Genomic DNA, 20,199 nt, shown 5'->3' with positions numbered 1-20,199 from the left:
GAGGTGGCGATGACCGGATCGCGACGGCCGCTCGTCGTATTGCGCCGTCCTGCCGTGCTGGTGGTCGCGGCGCTGACGGCGAGCGGATGCGCGACTCTGCTCGGTGAGCCCGCCCCGCCGCCTTCTGCGGAGGAAATAGCCGCCGCTACCGCCGAATTGGCCGATTTGCCGTCCTCCGAGGTGGCGGAACAACAGATGGCGTCGGTCGTCGAGCGGATCGCGGCCGCCGCGTCGGCGATCGAACCGGCGCTGCGGTGGAGCCGAAGCGAGGACCGCGCGCTCGGGCCCTGTTACGGCCCATACGCGCACACCGGCGGCAGACGCGTCGTCCTACCGCGCTACCGAGCCGATGGTTCGGTTGCCGAGGAGGCGTGGCCCGGGTTTCAGGAGACGGCGCGTGCGCTGGCCGCGTCCGCCGGCGCGACGGACATGCTGCCCGGCAGCGCCTCGTCGCCGGACCGGCACGTCACCTTCGAGGGCGGTGACGGCGCGGAGTGGGACAGCAATACCGAGGTGTCGGTCTTCGCCGATACCCGGTCGATGACGATCACCGCGACCATCGGCTGCCGCTTGCCCGCAGGCGATCGGGACGGTGGATGAAAAGCCGATTCGGGCAAGAAGTCGTACCGGGCTCGGCGACCGTCGCCTCGTTTGCAGGGCCACGAAGAAGGTAACGGGCGACTACCGCGGCGATGGGTCCGGCGGCGGCAGCGGCGACGCGCGGAGCGCACGGGTGAGCGCGCCGCCGAGTTCCTTGGTGAGCGAACCGGTGTGGCCGATGCCGAGCTCACCGGCCAGGGTGGTGGCATACAGGCGGGTGGTGGCCTCCAGGGCTTGAGCGTAGGCGTCCACCGAGGCGCGGATGCGATTGCGCGCCGATGCGGCGACGAGGACCGCGATCACGAACGCGGGCCACCAACGCACGCCCAGCGGGAGATACAGCGCTGACCACGCGGTGAGATTCGATGCCCGCGTGAGGCCGGCACGGGTCTGGGTGACCTGGTCGCGGGCCACATCCGGCAGCACGAGCCAGGTGAACGGCCACACCGTGGCGAGGTCGAGGTGGTAGTCGCGGTCGAGGCGCAGTGCCGCGGCATGAATCCGGTCACCGCTCCAGGTCGGGCGCTCGGGTTCCTCGACCGAGATCCTGGACCTGTCGCGGGCCGCTCGATGCCGGACGGCCGGATCCGGACGGTCGGCGGGGTTCGGCGCCAGAGCACGCCGATCCTGCTCGTGGTAGCGCGTGTGCGCCGCTTTCCACCGGCGCTGCCGTCGATTCACCACGCGGGCGGCCACCGTCGAGAGCGGCCGCGGCCAGCTCTGCCAATCCGCGGCGAGCACGACCCGCTCGACGACCGTGCCGATCGCCTGGACGAGCAGGCCCGCCACTGTCGCGCCCGCCAATATCGCGACCAGCAGAATGGCCTGACCACCGGCGCTCGACACCGTCGGATTCGCGGCAGCGGCGCCGATCTTGCGGACGAGGAGGCCGATATCGAGCGCGTGTGCCTGCCCGAGGAATACCGCGATCGCGGCGATCGCCAGGTAGAGCGCGCCGGGCAGTACCAGCAACGAGACCCATCGCTCGGCGAGCTTCTTGCCGAGTTCGCTCCACAGGCCGCCCATTCAGCGCTTCGTATCCCTGATCAGTTCCCGGTCTGTGACGGCACACCGGGGAGTTTCCGCACCGACCTCGTCGTCCTGACGGCCGGTGCACAGCGCGTTGGGACACCGGTAGACGATTTCGATCGGGCGCAGCCCGACGCCTGCCATACCGCGTAGGTTTCCGAAGATCCCGCGGGCGTCACCGGCCTGCTGGAGCGAGGAGTGCACCGCGTCGAGTAGGGGCGAAATGGCGGGCGACTCACCGGATTGCGCGCGAGCGAGCAGCTGTTGCAGTGGGGTGGACGGGTCACGGCCGTCATCTCGGAGCAGGCTGCGGATCTCAGGCAGATTCCGGCACACGTACGCCAAGCCGCCGCTTACTCGAAGGGCATCCCGCTGCGCAGGCTCCACCACAATCTCTCCCCGTCGTCGCGGACTCCAGATGCCACGCGGTGCTCGTCTCGCGCACTCCGGTGAACGTCGGATCCCAACGTAGCATCGCGACGGCTCGCGGTAGCTGCCGACGCGAATTGTGCTCAGGGAGGCGATATTCGGGGGTAGGTGCGTGCTTCCCGACGACATGCTGACCGGAATCCGGCCTGAACCTGGTCTATCTCGCTGCCGAGGCACGCAGCTTGCTGGAGCAGACGGACCTGCCGGTGGAGGCGATCGCGGTCCGCGTCGCCCTCAACTCCGCGGTCAACCTGCGCCGCCGCTTCCGTAGGCAGGTGGGCACGACGCCGGGCGCCTACCGGCGAGCGTTCCGGGTGGCGTGACGCGGAGGCGGCCACCGCGGCCGCACCACCGAGCGCGATGAGCGGTGGGCATCAAGTCCGGCGATCCCGATCGAATGGACCGTGAACTGCGATCGACGCGGGCAGTGGCCTATTCAGGAAACCGGCGGCCAACCGACCGGCACCGCTCAACCGTTGTTCACGGGACGGCACGGTTGCCTCGATAACGTCGAGTCCGCCGAGGCATCGGCGAGACCGACGTCAGGGGTTGCGATGGTCTACCAGGACCCATCCCGCAGGACCGTGCTCACCGCGCTCGCCGCAGCGGCCGCGCTTCCGGTAGGCGGATTCGCGCTGCTGGCGTCCCGATCGTTTGCGATGACAGCCAGTGATCTGGAGATCATCACGGTGAGCGATCGGTCGGTGGCGGTCAGCTGGACGACCGCCGCTGCGGATCCGATCGGGCGATGGCGGCCTGTCGCGGCGGACACCGAACTCGCTCTCGGGCCGGCGGATTCGCGCAGACCGCTGCCGGTCGTGCACTCCGACGCCACACCCACCGCCTTCCACTACGTCGAAGTCACCGGGCTCGAACCCGGCCGGCCGTACCGGTTGGAGGCCCGCTCGGGAGGCGTGCGGGCAGTGTCCGGTTCGACGACGCGCTGGTGGGATGACGAGCAGAGACACGAGTTCCGCATGCTCACCCCGCCGCCGGGGCGGCTGCTGCGCACTCTCGCGCTGGCCAACGACTTGCACTTCGGCGAGGAGGTGAGCGGCCAGATCGTGGCCGCACTGCCGACCGGTGTCCGGCAGGAGCCGGGAATGGCCCCGTATCCGGAGGTGATGCTGGACGCGCTGCTGACCGACGTGCGCGAGCCGGATCGCGACGTCGACCACCTGGTGCTGGCAGGCGACCTCACCAGTGACGGAACGCCGAGCGAATGTCGCAATCTGCGGCGCCGGCTCGATAATTGGGGCCACATCGGCCGAGACCTGTTGCTGTGCCGCGGTAATCACGACCGGCCGCGAGTCGGCGCCGACTGGCAGGCGGGTCCGCGACTGGCGGGAACCGCGCACCACGACTGCTGGGGCGCGCACTTCCTGCCCCGGCAGCGACTGTTCAGCTACGACTTGGACGGACTGCGCGTGATCGGTCTGGACACCACCGATCTCGACGGCTCCGGCGGGCGCATCGACGCCGAGCAGATGTCTCGCCTGCGCGCACTGCTGCGTGACGAGCCCGACCAGCCGACACTGATTTTCGGCCATCACCCGGTGACCAGAGAGTCGGCGACGGGTAATCTCGGCGGCCCCGGTTTCGTGCTCAACCGGCGGGACGCGTCGATCGTGCACCAACTCTACGGGCGCTCCCCAGGGGTGTTTCTGCACCACAGCGGGCACACGCACCGCAATCGACGCACGCGCCCGGACACCCCCATTCCGGTCGAGTTCCTGGAAGTGGCCTCGATCAAGGAATACCCGGCTGGATACTCGCTGCTGCGGCTGTACGAGGGCGGGTACATGGTCACGTTCCAGACCACTCGCACGGCAGCCGCTCGGCGCTGGAGCGCCCGTACCCGAACCCAGCTGTTCGGGCTGCAGTCACGCTACAGCCTGGGATCACTCGCCGACCGAAACCATGTGGTGCGCCGCGATCTGTCGGGGATCGAGCGGATAGCTCGGTCGCGCAGAGCTTCTCATGCGTCCCGTCGGATCCGGCATCGTGAATTGCCCAGCGCGGCCCAGCGATAAGAGGTTTAGCCATCCGTCTGTCGCGGTGGATAGGCTGCGGCCTTGTGCGTGGGTGGTCGTCGGTATCGAGGTTGTGGTTGGTGTGGGTGGTCACCCGGATTCTGATGGTGGTGTTCACGGGGGTGACGGTCCTGCCGCACAGCATCTGGGATGCCTCGGCCGCGGACTTGACCCTGTACCGCGGATGGGCCGAGTTCATCGTGGACCGGAACGCTTTCCCGCTGGACGACGAGCGGTGGCAGTACCCGCCCGGAGCGGGTGCATTGCTGGTGGTGCCTTGGCTGATCGGCGGCGGGCTCGGCTACAACTGGATATTCTTCGCGCTGGTGGCCGCGGCGGACGCGGGCGTACTGGGCTTGTTGATCCGGGCGGCCCGGCGCACCGGCTGGGAGACGGCGCAGGCCGGGCCGTGGCTGTGGACGGTGGGGGTGGCGTTACTGGGCCGGGTCTGTTATGGCCGATTCGATCTGATCGTGGCCGCGACCGCGGTCGCGGCGCTGCTGTGGTCGATGCGCCGTCCGGCGGCGGCCGGTGCGGCCGCTGCCGCGGGCGCGTTGCTGAAACTGTGGCCGGTGGTGGTCGTGCTGGGATTGCGCCGGCGAGCGCTGTGGCGGATGAGTGCCGTGATGGCGGGTGTCGGTGTGACGGTGACCGTGGGATTGACAGCGTTGGGTCCGGGTGCGTGGTCTTTCCTGCGGTTCCAGTCGCAGCGTGGGTTGCAGATCGAATCGCCCGCTGCCACACCGCTGTTGATCGCTCGGCTGGTGAACGGCGGCTGGACCATCGTGCATCGTTACGGGGCCGAGGAGTTGTCCGGGCCTGCGGTGTCCGCCGTGGCTCGGGGGTGCGTGGCGGCCACGGTCCTCGGCGGCGCGGTGTTGCTGGTCATCTGGTGGCGCATCCGGCCACCGGCAGCGGATCTGGTGTTGGCCGCGGTGCTGCTCGCTTTGGTGACCAGCAGGGTACTCAGCCCGCAATACCTGGTGTGGGCGGTGGCGGTGGCCTCGGTCTGCGCGCTCGACTCGCGCACCACGCAGCGGCCGGTGCTGGGACTGGTACTGGCGACAGCGCTGGTGAGTCAGGTGGAATTCCCGTTCCTCTACGACCGGGTGGCCACCGGAAGCTGGCCGGGAGTAATCGTTCTCACAGTGCGCAACGGGATGCTGCTCTGGGCGACGGTGTGGTCGGTTGCGCTGCTGTGCCGCCACAGGTCTCGAACCTCTCGCGAATACGCGGAACTGCCGAAGGCCGTCGGCGATCGTGAGCGCCACGCTGTCACTCCGGACCCACTACGGCTGTGGGCGACAGCGGCCCGTCGCTGATTCTGCCGGTCGAGGCCGGTCCGGGGTTCCACCGGCAGCTACCCCAAACTCCGGCTGCCGCACCAGTGGGTGGCCGCTCAGTGCCGCGCGGCGGGCCTGAGTATCCACCACGACGACATCGGGCCCGGAGGGCTGCGAGTTCTGCATGCCGTCAAGCAGCCCTAACCCGTTGTCCAGGTCCGGAGCTTGTCCGGGTTGCGAACTGCCCAGATGCGTGTGATCCGGTCGCCGGAGAAATCGAACGCGATCACGGTCACCGTGACGCCGTCTTGCTGAGCTACCAATCCGGGCTGACCGTTGACCGTACGCTCCGAAAACGTCATGTCGGTTACCTTTTCGACGACGTCGAGAAGGGTACGCGCGATCGGTCCACTACCTTCGACCGGGCGGAGTTCGGCGCTGGCGAGTCCGCCGCTGTCCCCGATCGCCCTGGCATCGGGGTCGAGGAGACCGATCAGGGCATCGATGTCCTTGGCTTCCCATGCCCGCTTGAAGTCCCTGACGATTCGGGCCCGCCGGCCTTCCGGCACCGGGGGGCCCTGAGACGCGCGAACGCGCCGACGGGCAGAGGAGGCCAGCTGCCGACAGGCTGCCGGGCTACGGCCGACTATTTCGGCCACTTCGGCGAAAGGAAAGCCGAATACATCGTGGAGGATGAACGCGACCCGCTCGGCTGGGGTCATCGATTCGAGCACGACCAGGAATGCCATGTTGATCGACTCGTCGAGGGTGACTCGGTCGGCGGGGTCGTCCGTGGCGCCACGAGACCATCCATTGATCCACTCCGTGCGCTCGGGCAGCGGCTCGGGGACCCATTCGCCCACATATCGCTCTCTGCGGGAGCGTGCCGAGCCGAGCTGGTCGAGGCAGATGCGGCCGGCGACCCTCGTCAGCCAGGCGCCGGGAGATTCGATCGCCTCCTGCCGACGGCGGGACATGGCGTACCAGCGGGCGTAGGTCTCCTGTACGACATCTTCGGCCTCGGCCAGCGAGCCGAGCAGCCGGTACGCGAGATTGATCAGCCCGCGCCGCTCGCTCATGATCGCAGCCAGGCTCGGATCGGCCCGGCCCTCTGCCGGGGCGGATCGGGTGGTCATGGGTAGCCGGCTCCTCTGGTCGCGTCTGCCGTCATAAGTCCGACGAAACAGCGCACCGAAGTGTGAGATCGGCGTGTCGACTCACATTCCGAAGGGTTGCGTCGTCGGACTGATCGGAGGAACACCAGCGAAGGAAGGAAACCGGCCATGGAACCCGTGAACGCCGCGATCATCTACTACAGCGCCACCGGCAACGTGCATGCTTTGGCGCAAGCCGCAGTCGAAGGCGCGGAGAAGGCCGGCGCACAGGTGCGGCTGCGCAGAGTTCTCGAATCGGCCCCACCGGCAGCGGTCGACGCCAACCCGGCGTGGAGCCGACATCTCCGAGACACCGCCGACATCGACGAAGCCGGCCTCGACGATCTGGCTTGGGCCGATGTGGTGCTGTTCGGCACGCCCACCCGCTTCGGCAACCCGGCCAGCCAGCTCAGGGCATTCATCGAAACCACCGGTCCGCTGTGGGCGCAGGGCGGACTCGCCGGGAAGGTGTACTCGGCATTCACCGCCAGCAACACCGCCCACGGCGGACAGGAATCGACCCTCTTGGCGCTCGCGAACACCTTCTACCACTGGGGCGGCATCATCGTGCCCCCCGGCTACACCGACCCTGTTCAATTCGAGTCGGGAAACCCATACGGCGCCTCCCACGTGGCGCGCGATGGCCTACCCGGCACCGTGGCGTTGCAGGCGGCCGGTTACCAGGCTCGCCGCGCCGTCGACATCGCCGCCGCCCTCGCGACCGGCCGCACCGCCCAGGTGTGATGTCCGGACGACATCGGTTCCACGACGCGACTCGTGCGCACTCTCTGCGATGACGGCTTCGAAACGGCGGCCAGACGGCTGGACACCTACGGCGATGCCCGCAGCCAGTCGGTGAGAGTTGTGAAGTCGGCGTCGAGAAGACCCTGGAGGCCGTCGACACGATGGAGGAGGGCGCGGCCGGGGTGGTTCCCGCAGACCCAAGTCCAGTCCTGCTGTCTGATCTCGTCGTCGATCCAGATGAACGATCTTCCGGCGGCCATCTCGACTAAAGTCCGGGTTTTCCAGTGCAACTCGTCGTCGTAGTAGTCGCCGACGGGATATTCGGGCAATGCCACCACCGGCAGCTGTGGCAGACCGAGGATCGGAGCGAGGACGCGGTTGGCGTCCTCGCCCCACCCGGTGGCCCACATAAGCTCACAGCCCAGTGCCAACAGTCGGTCGCCGAGGCTGCGAGTCAGCCGGGACAGGAGCGGATTCGATGGCTGCTGCCAGGTGGACCAGTCCACCTCGCGTACCGGGGAACCGGCAGTACCGCAGGGAAGCAATGTTCCATCGACGTCCAGGAACAATAACGGTCGACTCGAACCCCCAGTCATGGAGGCAATTCTGTGCCCCCGTAGTGGAGCTGCGCAATCGAACTACGACTTCGGTGGTGTCGTCGCCGTGCATGCTCTTGTGACGAGGTCGACCCACACCTGCGGATCGGTCGACCACAGGTTGTGCGTGACTCCGGGGAGCTCCTCGAACTTGCCGTGCGGGATCAAGGCGGCGAGTTGCCGCAGTGGCCAGGACGGACGGATGTCGTGCTGCGGGGCGATGAACGTCATGGCGACATCGGAGTCGGCCAGTCGGCGGAGCAGGTCGGGTTCTTGAATCCACTGCACGAACGACGCGCTCAGTGCGGCGTGAACGTCTGCTGCCCAGTCGATCTCGATGTCGGTTTCCAGGTGCCGCGCGGACTCGTATGCCTGGGACCAGGTGCGGTCCTTGTGTAGTCCGTGTCCTGCGACGCCGACCACGGATCCGACTCGGTCGGGATGATCCAACGCGTAACGCACCGCCAGGTCCGAGCCCCAGGAATGGCCGAGCACCACCCAGCTGTCGATCCCTGCGGCCCGCCGCACCGCTTCGATATCGGCTACTGCCCGGACGAGGTCGTGCGGCCCACCGCCGGAGCGTCCGACACCTCTCGGCTCCGGGTACCAGGCCCGCATCCCGCGAGGTGCCAGCCGGTCGTCCTCGAGGTAGTGGACGGAGCCCGGTCCACCCGATAGAACCACGACATCCGGACCCTCTCCCGTGACACCGACGTGCAGCAAGGTCCCGTCATCGGCGGGCACCATTGTCGATCGCATTTCACCCCCTGGTCGCAGCGAAGCCGAGGTCGGTTGTGCGGAGTCGAACATCCTCTTCCCGGACGGCGCAGGGCGCCGATCACAGCTGCACAGCAGCGGATACCATCCAAATCCCCAGCGCCAGTACGCAGAATACCGAGCCGGTGATCGCCACAGCCTTGCCTTTGCGCGGACCGGCGCAGCCGACAATGCCGAAGATGAGTCCGGGCAGCGCGAACACATATGCCACGTACTGACGAACCTCCCAAAGGTCGATCGGGAGAAAGGGCACGACCAACCCGGCAACACCGAGAATCAAGGCGATCACGGCGAACCCGATTCCCTTGGAGGGCACGACGGAAGCGTTCGGCGGATGCTGGGGCCACGCTGAGGGTGGACCGTCGTGGAACTGAGGCGGCTGATTCGAGGGCCGCCCGAATTGGTCCGGGTACGGCGGTTGCTGACTCGGCAGGGGTGGTGGGCTCGGTGGACGCGGCCCGAAGCCTGGGCCGGGCACGTGCGGATCGTTCGGCACCGACCGAGCATATCGGTGACACGATCTCCCGGGCAGCGTTCGAAAGCGCCGTTCCGGACTGCCGTGATTCCCGCACCGTCACCGTGCGCACAGAGGAGGCTTTCGGAAAAGCCCCGGTACTCTCCAGATCGTTATGGTGTCCGCTGTCCTTCTCCTGACCGCTTGTGTGCAGCTGGCCTGCGTGTTCCTGTTGTGGGCTCGTACTACGCGCGTCGCCCGGATCTGGTTGCTGGGCCTGGTGGGTATCGGGCTGGCTTACGACTCGGCGGTCGTCGGGCTCGGAGCGATGCTGGGGGAGGGGCCGTTGCTGCACGCCTCGAGTGTCGGCCGATTCGTCGGCCACGCCCTGTTGACTCCGCTGCTGGTCCTCTGGGCGGCCGACCGCACCGGAGCGAATCCGCGGTGGCGCCGGTCGGCGCTGGTGCTCACCGTGGCCCTGGTGGCTTGGGGCGTGCTCGCGGAACTGCCGCACTTGCGACTCGTACCCCGCCGATTCGCCGACACCCTTCGTTATTCGGCCGAATCCCCCGCGCCACCGGTACCCGCGCTCGTGGTGACCGCGGTGCTGATCGCCGCGGGAATCGTCTTGTGGCGCAGCGAGGGGCGGCGGTCTCCGTTGCTCGGAACCGGGCTGCTGCTCGCGTCCGCGGCGGCCGTGGCGGTTCCGCCACTCGGCAATGTCGGTGAAGCCGTGCTGCTCGCCGCGCTCACGGGCGCCGAAGTGCATGGCTTGCGAGAAAACTGGCGCAGGTGCGGTGGATGACGATCTCTCGATCACGCGGTGGCACCCGGCCATAGCCGAGGATGCCCGCCCTGAGTGGGCGCATCCGCGAGAGCATCGGTAGCCATCGCGACGTGTCGCGGTTGCGTAGGCGGCAGCGAACCTGCCGGCCGCTCGAGGACTCCCTTCCCTTCTGCCTCACAAGCCGCTGTTCAGCGGACTTCGCCGTGGCTGCGGTGATGGTGTGGTTCCGGCACTATCTGACTCGAGTACTTGCACCCTTCTATGTAGAGTGCTAGATAATATCTGTGTCAGGTGGCACAGATTAACTGGAGTCACACGCGAGAGAGAAAGAGTGAGTGGAGGTGTCGACCGGTATCGGCTCGCCCGAGTTGTCGTGGCTGGATGCCCGGCTGCTCGCACTGGATCCCGACCTCGAGGAGTTGTTCGCCGAGGTCGACGACATCCTGTGCGAGGCAAGGGCGCGGTGGCGGCAACGCCCCGGCGACGCGCGCAACCGCGGTAGACCGCGACCGCGGCAGCCTCCCCGGTTACGGGGACGGCGCCCGCGGCCGGTGCCGGCAACCCAGCGCAGCCCACCCGCCCGCATGCTGCGCTGCTGGTAGCCGACTGCCCCGGACCCGCCTCGCGCGGGACTCATCAGTCCGTCGAATCCCATTCTCCGGCGGGTGGGCTCGGCCGGCATGGTCCTCCGGGCCCACCCGCCCCTTTCGCCGGACTCCACACATGATCACGTTCGAGGAGGAACGGCTATGACCACGCTCTCGGCCGGCAGTGACTCCGACGGCGCCGGCCAGAACACCCACGCCCTTCGGCCAACGGGCACACGAGACCTTGTCGTCGGTGCGTCTCGGGGAGTGGATGCCCGGGTGACGATGAAGACAGTCGACCTCGGCAACGGAAGCGCGGCGCAGAGTGACGGCAACGGCAGGCAAGGGCTGGAGACCATCGGGAGCTTCCGCTTCTGGTTTGCCGACCAGCGGTGGGAGTGGTCGGAACAGGTCGCGAGGTTGCACGGGTACGCGCCGGGAACGGTGGAACCGACCACGGAGCTGCTGCTCGCGCACAAGCACCCGGATGACCGTGCCACGGTAGCGGAAACGCTGGCCACGGCGGTGCGGACCGGGGAGCCGTTCTGCAGTCGTCACCGCGTCATCGATCTGGCCGGCCGGGTGCATCACGTGCTGGTCGTAGGGGATCGGTTGCACGACTCGACCGGTGCGACGGTGGGGACCACCGGCTACTACGTCGATCTCACCGGACGGCTGGACGAGAACCGGCAAAAGGTGCTGCAGGAGACCCTGCCGGAAGTCGTGGCCGCGCGTGAGGTCATCGAGCAGGCCAAAGGCATCCTGATGTTCGTGTACGGCGTCAACGCCGAGCAGGCGTTCGGGGTGTTGCAGTGGCGCTCCCAGGAAACCAACACCAAACTTCGCGACCTGGCGGCCAAACTCGTCGCCGCGGTCGTTGGCTTGGGCGGAGGGCCGGTTCGGCAGCGCACCCAGTTCGACCATCTGCTGCTGACCGTCCACGAACGACCGGATCGGACTTAGTCGCCGGGTCCTGCCACGGCCAGGTGCGACGACAACGACGGCCGCTGCCCAGCCTGCGGTCACCGGCCAGATGCCGGAGTCGGGCGTGGCCTGAGCCAACGCGAGGTACCGCACGGCGATGCCGACGCAGAACCCGGCCGAACCGTGCGAGCCGGTGTCATGGTGGCGATGTCGTGCCGCGTGCTGGACGACCGGATCCCCCGGACTCCGCGGGGCGGCACAATGTTCGCTCGGCGGTCACGGTCAGCCGCTCGATCGCCTCCTCGACGGGCAGGCCGCGACCGGTGATGAGCAGATCGAGGCTTTCGAAGCTGGTCAACATCCACAGCACGTCGGTCGCCCATTCTTCCGAGACGTCCTCGCGCAGTACGTTCGCCGCGGCGAGCCGATGTGCCAGGTGGGCGACGCCTCCTCGGCGATCCTCCTCCATCGCCCGCACCGCTTCGGCGGCCGAGGACGGATCGAGGCGGTCCATGGCGTGCAGCACGCGATAGATCTCGGGGTCGCGGGCCTTCATGCGACTCGCGGTGGCTATCGCGCCCCGCAGGTGTGCGCGCACGTCGTCCGAGTCGACGGCCGCGGTGAGCTCCGGCAAGCCGGTGCGGCTGGACAGATCCGCGACGAACGCGTCGAAAAGGCCGGCGCGCGAACCGAAGTCCACATAGATGGTCGAGCGTGACACACCGGCGGCCTTGGCGACTTTGTCCAGGCTCAACGGCTCGGTCGGCGCCGCACGGAGCTGGTCGGCGACGGCGTCCAGAATGCGGCGCCGGGTCTGGACCGCGGCCTCCGCCCGCGCGGCCTGGTCGTATTTGCGCTTGGTCATGCGGCTCATCCTCGCACATTTCAATTGACAAGCTGTCCGATGAAAGCGCATCATTTTGCCAGACAGCATGTCTGATGAAATGGAGTTGGATGAGTGGTCCATCTACCCGGCGAGTCGGCTACGGCCTGCTCGCCCTGTGGCCCGTCGGACTGGCGCTTGCGCTGGTCAACGCCGCGGTCGCCGTCGTGACCGCCCCGGTGTTCGCGGTGCTGGCCGGGAGCTACGTCGCGCTCGCCGCGGTGGCGATCAGGCGTGTCGTCACTCCGGGGCGACCACCAGCGGTGACGTTGGTGGCAGCCGCGGTCGTGCTGTTCGCGATCGCAGGCTTCACCGGAGAACCCACAGCGAGCCGACCGTTGTCGATGGTGGTCAACACTGCGGTGTTATTGGTTGTGTCGATCGCTGTCCTGGTCGGTGCGGTCGGATTGCTCGTGCAGTTCCGGCGGTCGCCTCGCGTGGGAGTGGCGGTGCCGGCGGTGGCCGTGTTCGGGCTCGGGACCGGTGGGTTCGTGCTGAACCTGCTGGCGCGCATGGCGATCGTGCTCACCGGCGCCGAGGAACAACAGCTGGCGGTGGAGGCGACGCACTGGTCGGCAGCGCAGTATCTGCGCGGCACGGCCGGGCCGGTCGACTTCGTCGGCTACACCCTGGTCTGGCTGGACCTGGTGCAGATCGCCTACGTCGTCTCCGCCTATGCCGCCGCGGCGGCACTGGCCTGGCTTGCGGTTGGGGAAACCGCGGTGCCGCGTCGGATCGGAACAGTCCTCACCACGACGGCCTGCATCCTGGCCGCCACGCTGTCGGTCAGCGTCGCCGCGGCGGTTGCTCTGCCACACGCGGCCGACGCGGTACCGGCCACGATCGCCTTCGTCACCAGCATCCCGTTCATGGCGACGCTGATTCCCTACGCCCTCGGCGCCGCGATCCTCGCGACCGCCGCACATCGTTCCCGGACTACTCAGGAGTGGAAATGAACATCGCAGCAGTACTCGTGACGGGCTGCCTGGCCCTTTCGGTGGCAGGCTCGGGTGTGGCGACACTTGTCCGCCAACCGAAGATCATCGACACGGTCGCCGCTGTCGGCTTCCCTGCACAACATGTGTGGATGCTGGGTGTCGTCAAACTCGTCGCCGCCGCCGGGCTCGCCTGCGGGCTGCTGTGGTGGCCGGTGTCGGTCGCGGCAGCGCTCGGTCTCGTTGTCTACTTCGTCGCGGCGATCGGCATGCATCTGCGTGCGCGCCGGCGTGATGTCGCCGCACCCGCCGTCTTCCTCGCGCTGTCGGCCGCGTCCCTGGTGCTCATGGCCGGAGTCGGGCAGTGACCGGTGTCGGCTCGCGTCCAGGCCGAGGCGGACTCGGCCCCACCCGATAAGGAACCCTGTTGATCAACGACAACTTCCCTCGAACCAACGCCTACCACCCCGACTGGATTCGCGCCGGCGTCAGCGGCGGCGCGAACTCGTTGTGGCTCACCGAATGGCTCACGGAGGCCATCGATCTGAAATCCGGCATGCGCGTGCTCGATCTCGGCTGCGGACGTGGCGCGTCGTCGGTGTTTCTGCACCGCGAATTCGGAGTCGAAGTCTGGGCCACCGATCTATGGTTCAGCCCCGACGAACGAGCGGCACGGTTCCGCGACGCCGGAGTCGCGGACTCGGTGTACGCCATCCGTGCGGACGCCCGCGCCTTGCCGTTCGCCGCCGGATTCTTCGACGCGATCGTCAGCATCGACTCCTTCGTCTACTACGGCACCGACGACCTCTACGCCAACTATCTGGCCTCGTTCGTCGGCCCCGGCGCCACCATCGCCATCGCCGGAGCCGGGCTGACCCGGGAAATCGACGGTCCGATCCCCGAGCACCTGCGGTCCTGGTGGGAACCGAGCATGGCCTGCCTGCACTCCGCTACGTGGTGGCAGCGCCATTGGCAGCGCAGCGGTGTCCTCGACGTCACTCGCGCCGACACCATGCCCGACGGATGGCAGCGCTGGCTCGACTGGCAGCGCGAGGTCGCACCGGACAACACCACCGAGATTCAGGCCCTCGCACAGGACCGAGGCGATTACCTCGGCTACGTGCGCGTGGTTGCCCAGCGCGCCGACCGCCCACTCGACCCGCACATCACCACGGTCGAAACCACTTACCAGCCCCAGCCGCTGCTGTGGGAGCATTGACGGCGCGGCCGCCGACACGGGAGCCGCCCTCAACGGACAGCAGGGCAGAACTCATATCCAGATCGTTCATGCTGAGCCGTGGCGCAGTTCCCGTCGACGGGCGTGGCGCAGTGTCGTGGTCGGCACACGCTGCTCATACCCAGTGCCGCTACCAGTACTGATGCCGCTTTCCGTCGGTATCGGCGACGAAGATGACCGCGTCGGCGCCGGCCAAGTCCGCCGGGGTGAGCGGGATGTGGCCGGGCACGATGGGTTCGCCCGTGCCGATCGACGGGGGGAGTGCCGCGCGCAGGGCCTGTGCCGGAAACAGTGCGCGGCGGGTGGTCGCCTCGGCCAATACGTGCTGGAGGGTGCCCGGATCGCTGTGGGGGCCGGCGTCGGTCGCCAGGAACACATAGCGCTCGCCGAGGGCGAGTTCGACGAGCGCGCCTGCGCCGCACCAGTTCACGTCGTCCTGACCGACCGACATGTGGGACTGCGCACGCTGCAGATGCACGTTGTGCGCGAAAACCAGGCTCGGTCCGCGTCGCTGCTCCCGGGCGACGATCGCGAGCAGGTTCTCGGCCATCATCTCGGTGCGCAGGCTGAGCAAGGTCGCGATGCGATCGGGTGTGCGGGCGGCCATGGCCGCGTGATAGCGCAGCAGGCCCTGGGCGGTGCGCGCGTGCGCGACGGCGTGGTCGTAACCGGTCGGGTCGGCGCGTCGCAGGCCGGGCGCCGCGCGACGCAGCGCGCTCGCGACGTCGTCCGCGACGATGCGCAGGGCGCGAGCACGGTCGGAGTCGCCGATGGACGCTGCCGGGTCGAACATGGCCGCCTGGTTCGTCCAGTCCGCCTCCTCGCCGAGCAGTGCGTCGAGGTCGCGGACCGATTCGGGCCGCAGCGCCTCGGGCAGGTAGTCGACGGCGGCGGACAGTGCGCGTCGCGGGCTCGGCGCGCCGGAGTGCTCCACCGGCGCGTCGAAACCGTGGAAGCGGACCCGCTCTGACGGTGCGCGGCCGGCGTTGTGCGCGCGGAGCCATTCGACGAGTTCGCGGTTGCCCGGCACGGCGCCGAACCCGTGACTGAACCCGGTCGCGAGCACAGTGTCGATTTCCGCCGTTGCCCCGCCCACGTAGTCGTCGACAACGGACGCGGCGAAGATATCGGTCTCCAACACGATCGACCGGTACCCCTGTTCGACCAGATGACGGAGGAGTTCGTTGCGCAGCAACGGGAACGCCTCGATCCCGTGTGTCGGCTCGCCGAGAGCGAGCAGGGCCGGCGGCTCGGTCCGTGCCGCGAGCAGTTCGTCGAGGACGCGGCCCAGGCTTTCCGGGTCGTCGAGCTGGCGGCCGATTCCCCGCAGTGATGTGGCAGTAGACATGAACACCCTTTCGAGATCGCGTACCCTCGACACTATCGTTGAAGATTCGAGTGAGACTTCTGCGATTTCTACCTGGCATTCCGAGAAAAAGCCTCAACCGGAGGTGCAAGCTGAGGCCCATCGACCTCGCCCGGGAGCACGGGTTGTCCGCACAGGCGATCCGCAACTACGACGACGCGGGCGTCCTCCCGCCGACCGAGCGCAGCGAGACCGGTTACCGGCGCTACACGCCCCTGCACGCGCAGGCCCTACGCGCATTCCTCGCGTTGCGCGGCGGGCACGGGCATCAGCGGGCAATCGAAATCATGCGCGCGATCAACCGCGGCGACACCGAGTCCGCCTACCGGCTCATCGACGCCGCACACGGCGCGCTGCTCGCCGAACGCGACACCCGCGCCGAAGTCGCAACGGCTCTGGGCAGCCTGGCCACCACGATGCCGACCCCTGCCCACGGTCGACCGCTGACCGTGGGCGAACTCGCGCGCCGGCTCGACGTCCACCCGGCCACGCTGCGCACCTGGGAGACTCAGCGCATCCTGCGCCCCGAACGCGACCGAGCAACGGGTTATCGCCTATACGGACCGGACTGCGTGCGCGACGCCGAGATCGCGCGACAGCTGCGCCGAGGCGGGTACCTGCTGACCCAGGTCGCGCAGTTCATCGATTCGCTGCGCGAGGCGGGCGGGGCGGACGCGTTGAGCGCCTTCCTGGACGCCTGGCACGATCGGCTGACCACGCGCAGCCGCAACCTGCTCGCCGGCGCGGCCCAACTCGACACCTACCTCACCATGCTCGACCAGACGTAGCAGACTTCCACTGCAAACACGATCATCGGTGCCCGGCACTTGCCGATGAACTCCGAAACCGCTGGCGGACAAACCATATTGCCCTCGCCGCGGCCTTGGAGGTCCTGCAGTGGCGCGGCGAATGCGCGCAGCGATATCGCGGAGGTCTTCGACCCGTAAGTCGTTACCGGATCTCACCATTCGCGCCGCTGTGTGAATAGGGGAAAATACCGACTTCGAATACGAAAAAACCCCCTATAGCGAACACCTATCGACAGCGATAGGTGAAGGTGGTAAATCATACCTGACGGTCAATGTCGCCCGCCCGGGGGAAAGAATCCACACATCGGTCCGATGATTGGACTCCCAATGATTATCAAAAAACTAGTGGCGACCGCTCTGTTGGCCATAGCGTCAACGGGCATCGCAATGGCCACAGCGCATGGTGAGGGCACTCTGGCAAGCCTCACGATGAACGGAGTGGACGGCCCTATCTCCTACACCACAACGCTGGCCGCGGATCACCGCAGCGCAGTAGTCGATCTTGCCTCCGGCAGATTCGAGGTGACGCCGGACGCGGTCAACGTGATCGCGGACGACGGCGCGATCGTCGGCGCGATTCCGACGACATTGCGTATGGAGACCGGCCAGAATTTCAGCGTCACACCGTCGCTCGACCCGTCGGGTAGGACGCTGACGATGACACCGGCGGCCGGTGTTCCGTCACCTGCCGCGGTCTCACCCGAGTTGCAGGGCCTGATGCATGATGCCCTGTTCGGCGGTGCCTTGGTGGGCGCGGCAATCGGCTGCGCGATCGGCATTGCCATCGGAATCTGGTTCTTCATCGTCGGCGCCGTCATCGGTTGCGCGGTCGGCGCTGCTGTCGGTGCCTGGTTCGGCTTCTTCTTCACCCCGTTCTGATCCATCATCCAGAAGAACCGAATAGAGTAATCGACACGGCCGGGCGGGTCACAAATCCGCCCGGCCTCGCACTGTCCGAAATGGTCGTTTGGTTTGCCGGTAGATCCGGCAGTGCGGCGATTATTACCCCATGCTGCCGGACGAACAACAGACGACGACGAGTGGCGCCGGGCCGGCCACTGCGGGAATCTCGGCGATCGAGGAAGAAGTGGCTCCAGTCTCTGGCGGCGAGCCTGCTCCAGCGGAAACCGAGGCCCGGCCAACGGCTGCCTGCGTCGGTTCGGCTGCGGTGATCGGCTGTCATGCCCCCGCAACAGCTAGCTCCCCGGCCGCGCAGCTCTGACACCGAACTTCTTCTTTCAGGTGTGTTGCGACGCAACGAGCAACCTGCGAGAGCGACCTCTCGCTAGGCCGAACCCCAACACCCCGCACCCGAGCTGGGGCGACATCGCTGGTCGAGCGATCAAGTCTGCAAAACCATCCGTGGTCGTATCCCGTTGCGCTAGAATCGAATTCGCGGCCGAGAACTTCTGAGCTTGCGCAAAGTTGTGGCTAGCTCCCTCGGCTGGTGCGCCTGGATATCGATGACCGCGACACTCGTGCTCGATGCGATCGAGCACGAGATCTGGAGCCGGCAACGGCCGGTCTGATACGCAAAACCGTTGTAAATCATGCAGATAGGGGGTCTCACCATGCATAGATTGTGTTCGGTGGGAGGCTGTCCGAAGCCGGGTTCCCACCTGCGCTCGGTTCGGGCTTCTGTGATTCCGACGTCGGAACGATTAACGGGCTGTACACGACCGAGGTGATCCCGGCGCGCGAACCGTCGCGCAGCATCGACCAGGTCGAGTTCGCTACCGCTGAATGGGTCGACTGGTTCCATTACCGGCGTGTTCAGCCAGTACCGCAGTGACGTGCTGCCACCGCACAAGGTGGTTGCCCACTGCGCTCAATATTCAGCCCGGCGACCCGCGGGGCAGTCACACCGGTGAGTCTGTGGATTCACCGGGGCGGTTTCAATTCTCATGAGGAGCGCCAGAGCTTTATGGCAATCGACTTGACGCAAACGGCCATCGATCCGGACCACGGTGGAGTTCCTCCCACCCGCAACACGAAACAGGCACTGGAGAATGCCTTGAAAGACATGCAGGGCAACCTCCTCAAGAGCCACGGGCGCGACCACAGCGTGCACCTGTTCATCAAGTTCGAGAAAAGCACCGACGCGAACCGGCGGAGCGCCCGGAGATGGCTGGCCAACCTGGCCGACAACAAAACCGGCCTTCACGTTACCTCGGCCATGCAACAGTGGGAGGAAGCGAAAGCCTACCGTGCAGCACTCCAGATCGTCCTGGACAACGGCACACACGCGACTGCCGAGCAACGGGAGCGGGTCCGGGACGCCAGTAAAGTCTTCGTCGGAGTGATGCTTTCGATCCACGCATATCGGGATCTCGCGCTCGGTACCGGTCTCACGCCCGACGACCCGTCCTTCGTTGTGGGAGCGAAAGCCCGCGTGAAGGATCTGCATGACCCGCCGGTGTCGGAGTGGGAGGAGAAGTTCCGGGGCGACTTACATGCCCTGGTAGTCATTGCCGACGACGACGCGAAGCGTGTCGAAACGCTCGCGACAAAATTGAAGAACGAGCTGAAGGGCATCGGCGCCGCGGTCGAGTCGGAGATCGGCACAGCGATGCGACTGGACGCGCAGGGGCATCCGAGTCCCACCGCCCCTGTCCGGGAGCATTTCGGGTTCGTCGACGGAATCAGCCAGCCGCTGTTCTACGCCTCCGATATCGAGCAGGCGCGGACCCGCCACGGCGGCATCGACCAGTACGATCCCAGTGCTCCCCTCGGGCAGGTTCTGGTCAAGGATCCGGCTGGGGGCCCCGACGGCTACGGCTCGTATTTCGTGTACCGCAAGCTGGAGCAGGACGTGGTCGGCTTCCACGCGGACAAGAAGCGCCTCGCCGTGAAGATCGCCGAGTACGGCCATCCCGAGTCCCAGCACAACTCACCCCAGCCTACGGACGCCGACATCGCGCTGGCCGGGGCCTACATGGTCGGCCGATTCCAGGATGGAACGCCGGTGGTGAACCGAGCACTCGCCGGTCAGGGTGAACTGCCGAACAACTTCACTTTCGACGCCGACGTGGACGGCATCCGCTGTCCTTTCCAGGCCCATATCCGCAAATCCAACCCGCGGGGTGACAAGCAGCGCCAGTTCGGGGTGCCGCTCACCCAGGAACGGTCCCGGCGAATCGCGCGGCGGGCCATCAGCTACGGCCCGGTGACACTCGAGCCGAAGAACGGCGAGAAAGTCGGGCTGCTGTTCCTGTGTGCGCAGAGCAGCATTGCCGACCAGTTCGAGTTCATCCAGGAGGCGTGGGCGAACAACGAGGACTTCCTGCGCAGCCGTTGCGGCCTCGACCCGGTGATCGGCACCCGGGACGGCGGGCCACCGAAGGACGAGACAGAACGCGCCGAGGCGGCCGAACAACCGTGGCCCAAGCTGTACGGCTCCCGCAACGAACTGGACTTCGGTAAGAAGCCGCCGCGGTACACGGACTGGTTCTTCCGACAGCGAGTCGGCCAGTGGGTGAGCATGCGCGGCGGCGAGTACTTCTTCGTCCCGAGCCTGAGCGCCCTGAAGAAGTTCGGCACGGTTGTGGAGCCACAGGGGGAAGGGAGCTGAC

At 67.2% G+C, this 20,199-nt stretch carries 22 protein-coding genes; 14 read left to right on the top strand and 8 right to left on the bottom strand.

The genetic code is table 11. The features are described 5' to 3' along the window. The first annotated feature begins 9 nt into the window (after window positions 1-9). Window positions 10-600, top strand: coding sequence for an LppA family lipoprotein (locus ON19_RS16185; RefSeq protein ID WP_157229733.1), 591 nt, complete (start codon window positions 10-12; stop codon window positions 598-600). 81 nt (window positions 601-681) lie between these two features. Here the strand turns inward: ON19_RS16185 and ON19_RS16180 are convergent, their stop codons facing one another. Further along, window positions 682-1,626 carry a hypothetical protein gene (locus ON19_RS16180; RefSeq protein ID WP_051168956.1) on the bottom strand — a complete coding sequence of 315 codons (945 nt, stop codon included), beginning with the start codon at window positions 1,624-1,626 and terminating at the stop codon, window positions 682-684. After that, entirely contained in the window at window positions 1,627-2,019 is a 393-nt protein-coding gene (locus ON19_RS16175) for a hypothetical protein (protein WP_157229732.1), read from the bottom strand. It abuts the gene before it with no gap. A 185-nt stretch (window positions 2,020-2,204) separates the two neighbouring features. Here ON19_RS16175 and ON19_RS40405 point away from each other — a divergent pair, with 185 nt between their 5' ends. The 3 genes from ON19_RS40405 (at window position 2,205) to ON19_RS16165 (ending at window position 5,413) form a co-directional block, all read left to right on the top strand. Beyond that, window positions 2,205-2,381: a helix-turn-helix domain-containing protein gene (locus ON19_RS40405; RefSeq protein ID WP_306307046.1), complete on the top strand. Its 177-nt coding sequence runs from the start codon at window positions 2,205-2,207 to the stop codon at window positions 2,379-2,381. A gap of 231 nt (window positions 2,382-2,612) precedes the next feature. Further along, window positions 2,613-4,091, top strand: a complete 1,479-nt coding sequence (locus ON19_RS16170) for a metallophosphoesterase (protein ID WP_063709443.1) — start codon at window positions 2,613-2,615, stop codon at window positions 4,089-4,091. Between the two features lie 80 nt (window positions 4,092-4,171). After that, complete coding sequence (locus ON19_RS16165) at window positions 4,172-5,413, top strand: glycosyltransferase 87 family protein (protein WP_157229731.1); 1,242 nt, start codon at window positions 4,172-4,174, stop codon at window positions 5,411-5,413. Window positions 5,414-5,574: 161 nt separating this feature from the next. On the opposite strand, the gene sigJ is transcribed toward ON19_RS16165, so the two are convergent. Next, window positions 5,575-6,510 (bottom strand): RNA polymerase sigma factor SigJ, encoded by a 936-nt coding sequence (gene sigJ / locus ON19_RS16160; protein WP_043692562.1) that lies wholly within the window; start codon window positions 6,508-6,510, stop codon window positions 5,575-5,577. A gap of 147 nt (window positions 6,511-6,657) precedes the next feature. Here sigJ and wrbA point away from each other — a divergent pair, with 147 nt between their 5' ends. Beyond that, window positions 6,658-7,272, top strand: coding sequence for an NAD(P)H:quinone oxidoreductase (gene wrbA / locus ON19_RS16155; protein ID WP_043692559.1), 615 nt, complete (start codon window positions 6,658-6,660; stop codon window positions 7,270-7,272). An 86-nt stretch (window positions 7,273-7,358) separates the two neighbouring features. Here wrbA and ON19_RS16150 read toward each other — a convergent pair whose 3' ends face one another. The 3 genes from ON19_RS16150 to ON19_RS16140 all read right to left on the bottom strand — a co-directional run bounded on the left by ON19_RS16150 (window position 7,359) and on the right by ON19_RS16140 (window position 8,961). Next, the gene (locus tag ON19_RS16150) at window positions 7,359-7,868 is read right to left on the bottom strand and encodes an HAD domain-containing protein (RefSeq protein ID WP_043692556.1); all 510 of its coding nucleotides are present in this window, start codon (window positions 7,866-7,868) and stop codon (window positions 7,359-7,361) included. A 42-nt stretch (window positions 7,869-7,910) separates the two neighbouring features. Further along, window positions 7,911-8,627, bottom strand: coding sequence for an alpha/beta fold hydrolase (locus tag ON19_RS16145; RefSeq protein ID WP_043692553.1), 717 nt, complete (start codon window positions 8,625-8,627; stop codon window positions 7,911-7,913). A gap of 79 nt (window positions 8,628-8,706) precedes the next feature. Next, on the bottom strand, window positions 8,707-8,961 hold the full coding sequence (locus tag ON19_RS16140; protein ID WP_043692550.1) for a hypothetical protein: 255 nt from the start codon (window positions 8,959-8,961) through the stop codon (window positions 8,707-8,709). Between the two features lie 316 nt (window positions 8,962-9,277). On the opposite strand from ON19_RS16140, the gene ON19_RS16135 reads away from it, so the two are divergent. The 3 genes from ON19_RS16135 (at window position 9,278) to ON19_RS16125 (ending at window position 11,436) form a co-directional block, all read left to right on the top strand. Beyond that, on the top strand, window positions 9,278-9,904 hold the full coding sequence (locus ON19_RS16135; RefSeq protein ID WP_169334186.1) for a hypothetical protein: 627 nt from the start codon (window positions 9,278-9,280) through the stop codon (window positions 9,902-9,904). 317 nt (window positions 9,905-10,221) lie between these two features. Beyond that, a complete protein-coding gene (locus ON19_RS16130; protein WP_043692547.1) occupies window positions 10,222-10,488 on the top strand; it encodes a hypothetical protein in 267 nt (88 codons plus the stop codon). A gap of 270 nt (window positions 10,489-10,758) precedes the next feature. After that, window positions 10,759-11,436: a PAS and ANTAR domain-containing protein gene (locus ON19_RS16125; RefSeq protein WP_043692543.1), complete on the top strand. Its 678-nt coding sequence runs from the start codon at window positions 10,759-10,761 to the stop codon at window positions 11,434-11,436. Window positions 11,437-11,593: 157 nt separating this feature from the next. On the opposite strand, the gene ON19_RS16120 is transcribed toward ON19_RS16125, so the two are convergent. Beyond that, window positions 11,594-12,262 carry a TetR/AcrR family transcriptional regulator gene (locus tag ON19_RS16120; protein ID WP_051168953.1) on the bottom strand — a complete coding sequence of 223 codons (669 nt, stop codon included), beginning with the start codon at window positions 12,260-12,262 and terminating at the stop codon, window positions 11,594-11,596. 89 nt (window positions 12,263-12,351) lie between these two features. On the opposite strand from ON19_RS16120, the gene ON19_RS16115 reads away from it, so the two are divergent. The 3 genes from ON19_RS16115 to ON19_RS16105 are packed head-to-tail and all read left to right on the top strand — an operon-like array spanning window position 12,352 to window position 14,434. Next, window positions 12,352-13,236: a hypothetical protein gene (locus ON19_RS16115; RefSeq protein WP_157229730.1), complete on the top strand. Its 885-nt coding sequence runs from the start codon at window positions 12,352-12,354 to the stop codon at window positions 13,234-13,236. Next, window positions 13,233-13,583, top strand: coding sequence for a DoxX family protein (locus ON19_RS41935; protein WP_043692537.1), 351 nt, complete (start codon window positions 13,233-13,235; stop codon window positions 13,581-13,583). Before ON19_RS16115 ends, ON19_RS41935 begins: the two co-directional genes overlap by 4 nt. 59 nt (window positions 13,584-13,642) lie before the next feature. After that, window positions 13,643-14,434 carry an SAM-dependent methyltransferase gene (locus ON19_RS16105; protein WP_227954817.1) on the top strand — a complete coding sequence of 264 codons (792 nt, stop codon included), beginning with the start codon at window positions 13,643-13,645 and terminating at the stop codon, window positions 14,432-14,434. Between the two features lie 148 nt (window positions 14,435-14,582). Here the strand turns inward: ON19_RS16105 and ON19_RS16100 are convergent, their stop codons facing one another. Then, complete coding sequence (locus tag ON19_RS16100; RefSeq protein ID WP_043692693.1) at window positions 14,583-15,800, bottom strand: erythromycin esterase family protein; 1,218 nt, start codon at window positions 15,798-15,800, stop codon at window positions 14,583-14,585. A gap of 110 nt (window positions 15,801-15,910) precedes the next feature. Here ON19_RS16100 and ON19_RS16095 point away from each other — a divergent pair, with 110 nt between their 5' ends. From ON19_RS16095 to ON19_RS16080, 3 genes are all read left to right on the top strand, one after another. Further along, entirely contained in the window at window positions 15,911-16,606 is a 696-nt protein-coding gene (locus ON19_RS16095) for a MerR family transcriptional regulator (RefSeq protein WP_043692690.1), read from the top strand. A 333-nt stretch (window positions 16,607-16,939) separates the two neighbouring features. Beyond that, window positions 16,940-17,506, top strand: coding sequence for a DUF8020 domain-containing protein (locus ON19_RS39755; protein WP_227954816.1), 567 nt, complete (start codon window positions 16,940-16,942; stop codon window positions 17,504-17,506). A 988-nt stretch (window positions 17,507-18,494) separates the two neighbouring features. Then, window positions 18,495-20,198: a Dyp-type peroxidase gene (locus ON19_RS16080; RefSeq protein ID WP_157229729.1), complete on the top strand. Its 1,704-nt coding sequence runs from the start codon at window positions 18,495-18,497 to the stop codon at window positions 20,196-20,198. The last annotated feature ends 1 nt before the right edge of the window (window position 20,199 follow it).

Origin of the sequence: Nocardia abscessus NBRC 100374, assembly GCF_000308455.1 — a bacterium.
Classification (GTDB): Bacteria; Actinomycetota; Actinomycetes; order Mycobacteriales; family Mycobacteriaceae; genus Nocardia; species Nocardia abscessus.
This window is presented reverse-complemented; position numbering and strand designations above follow the sequence as displayed.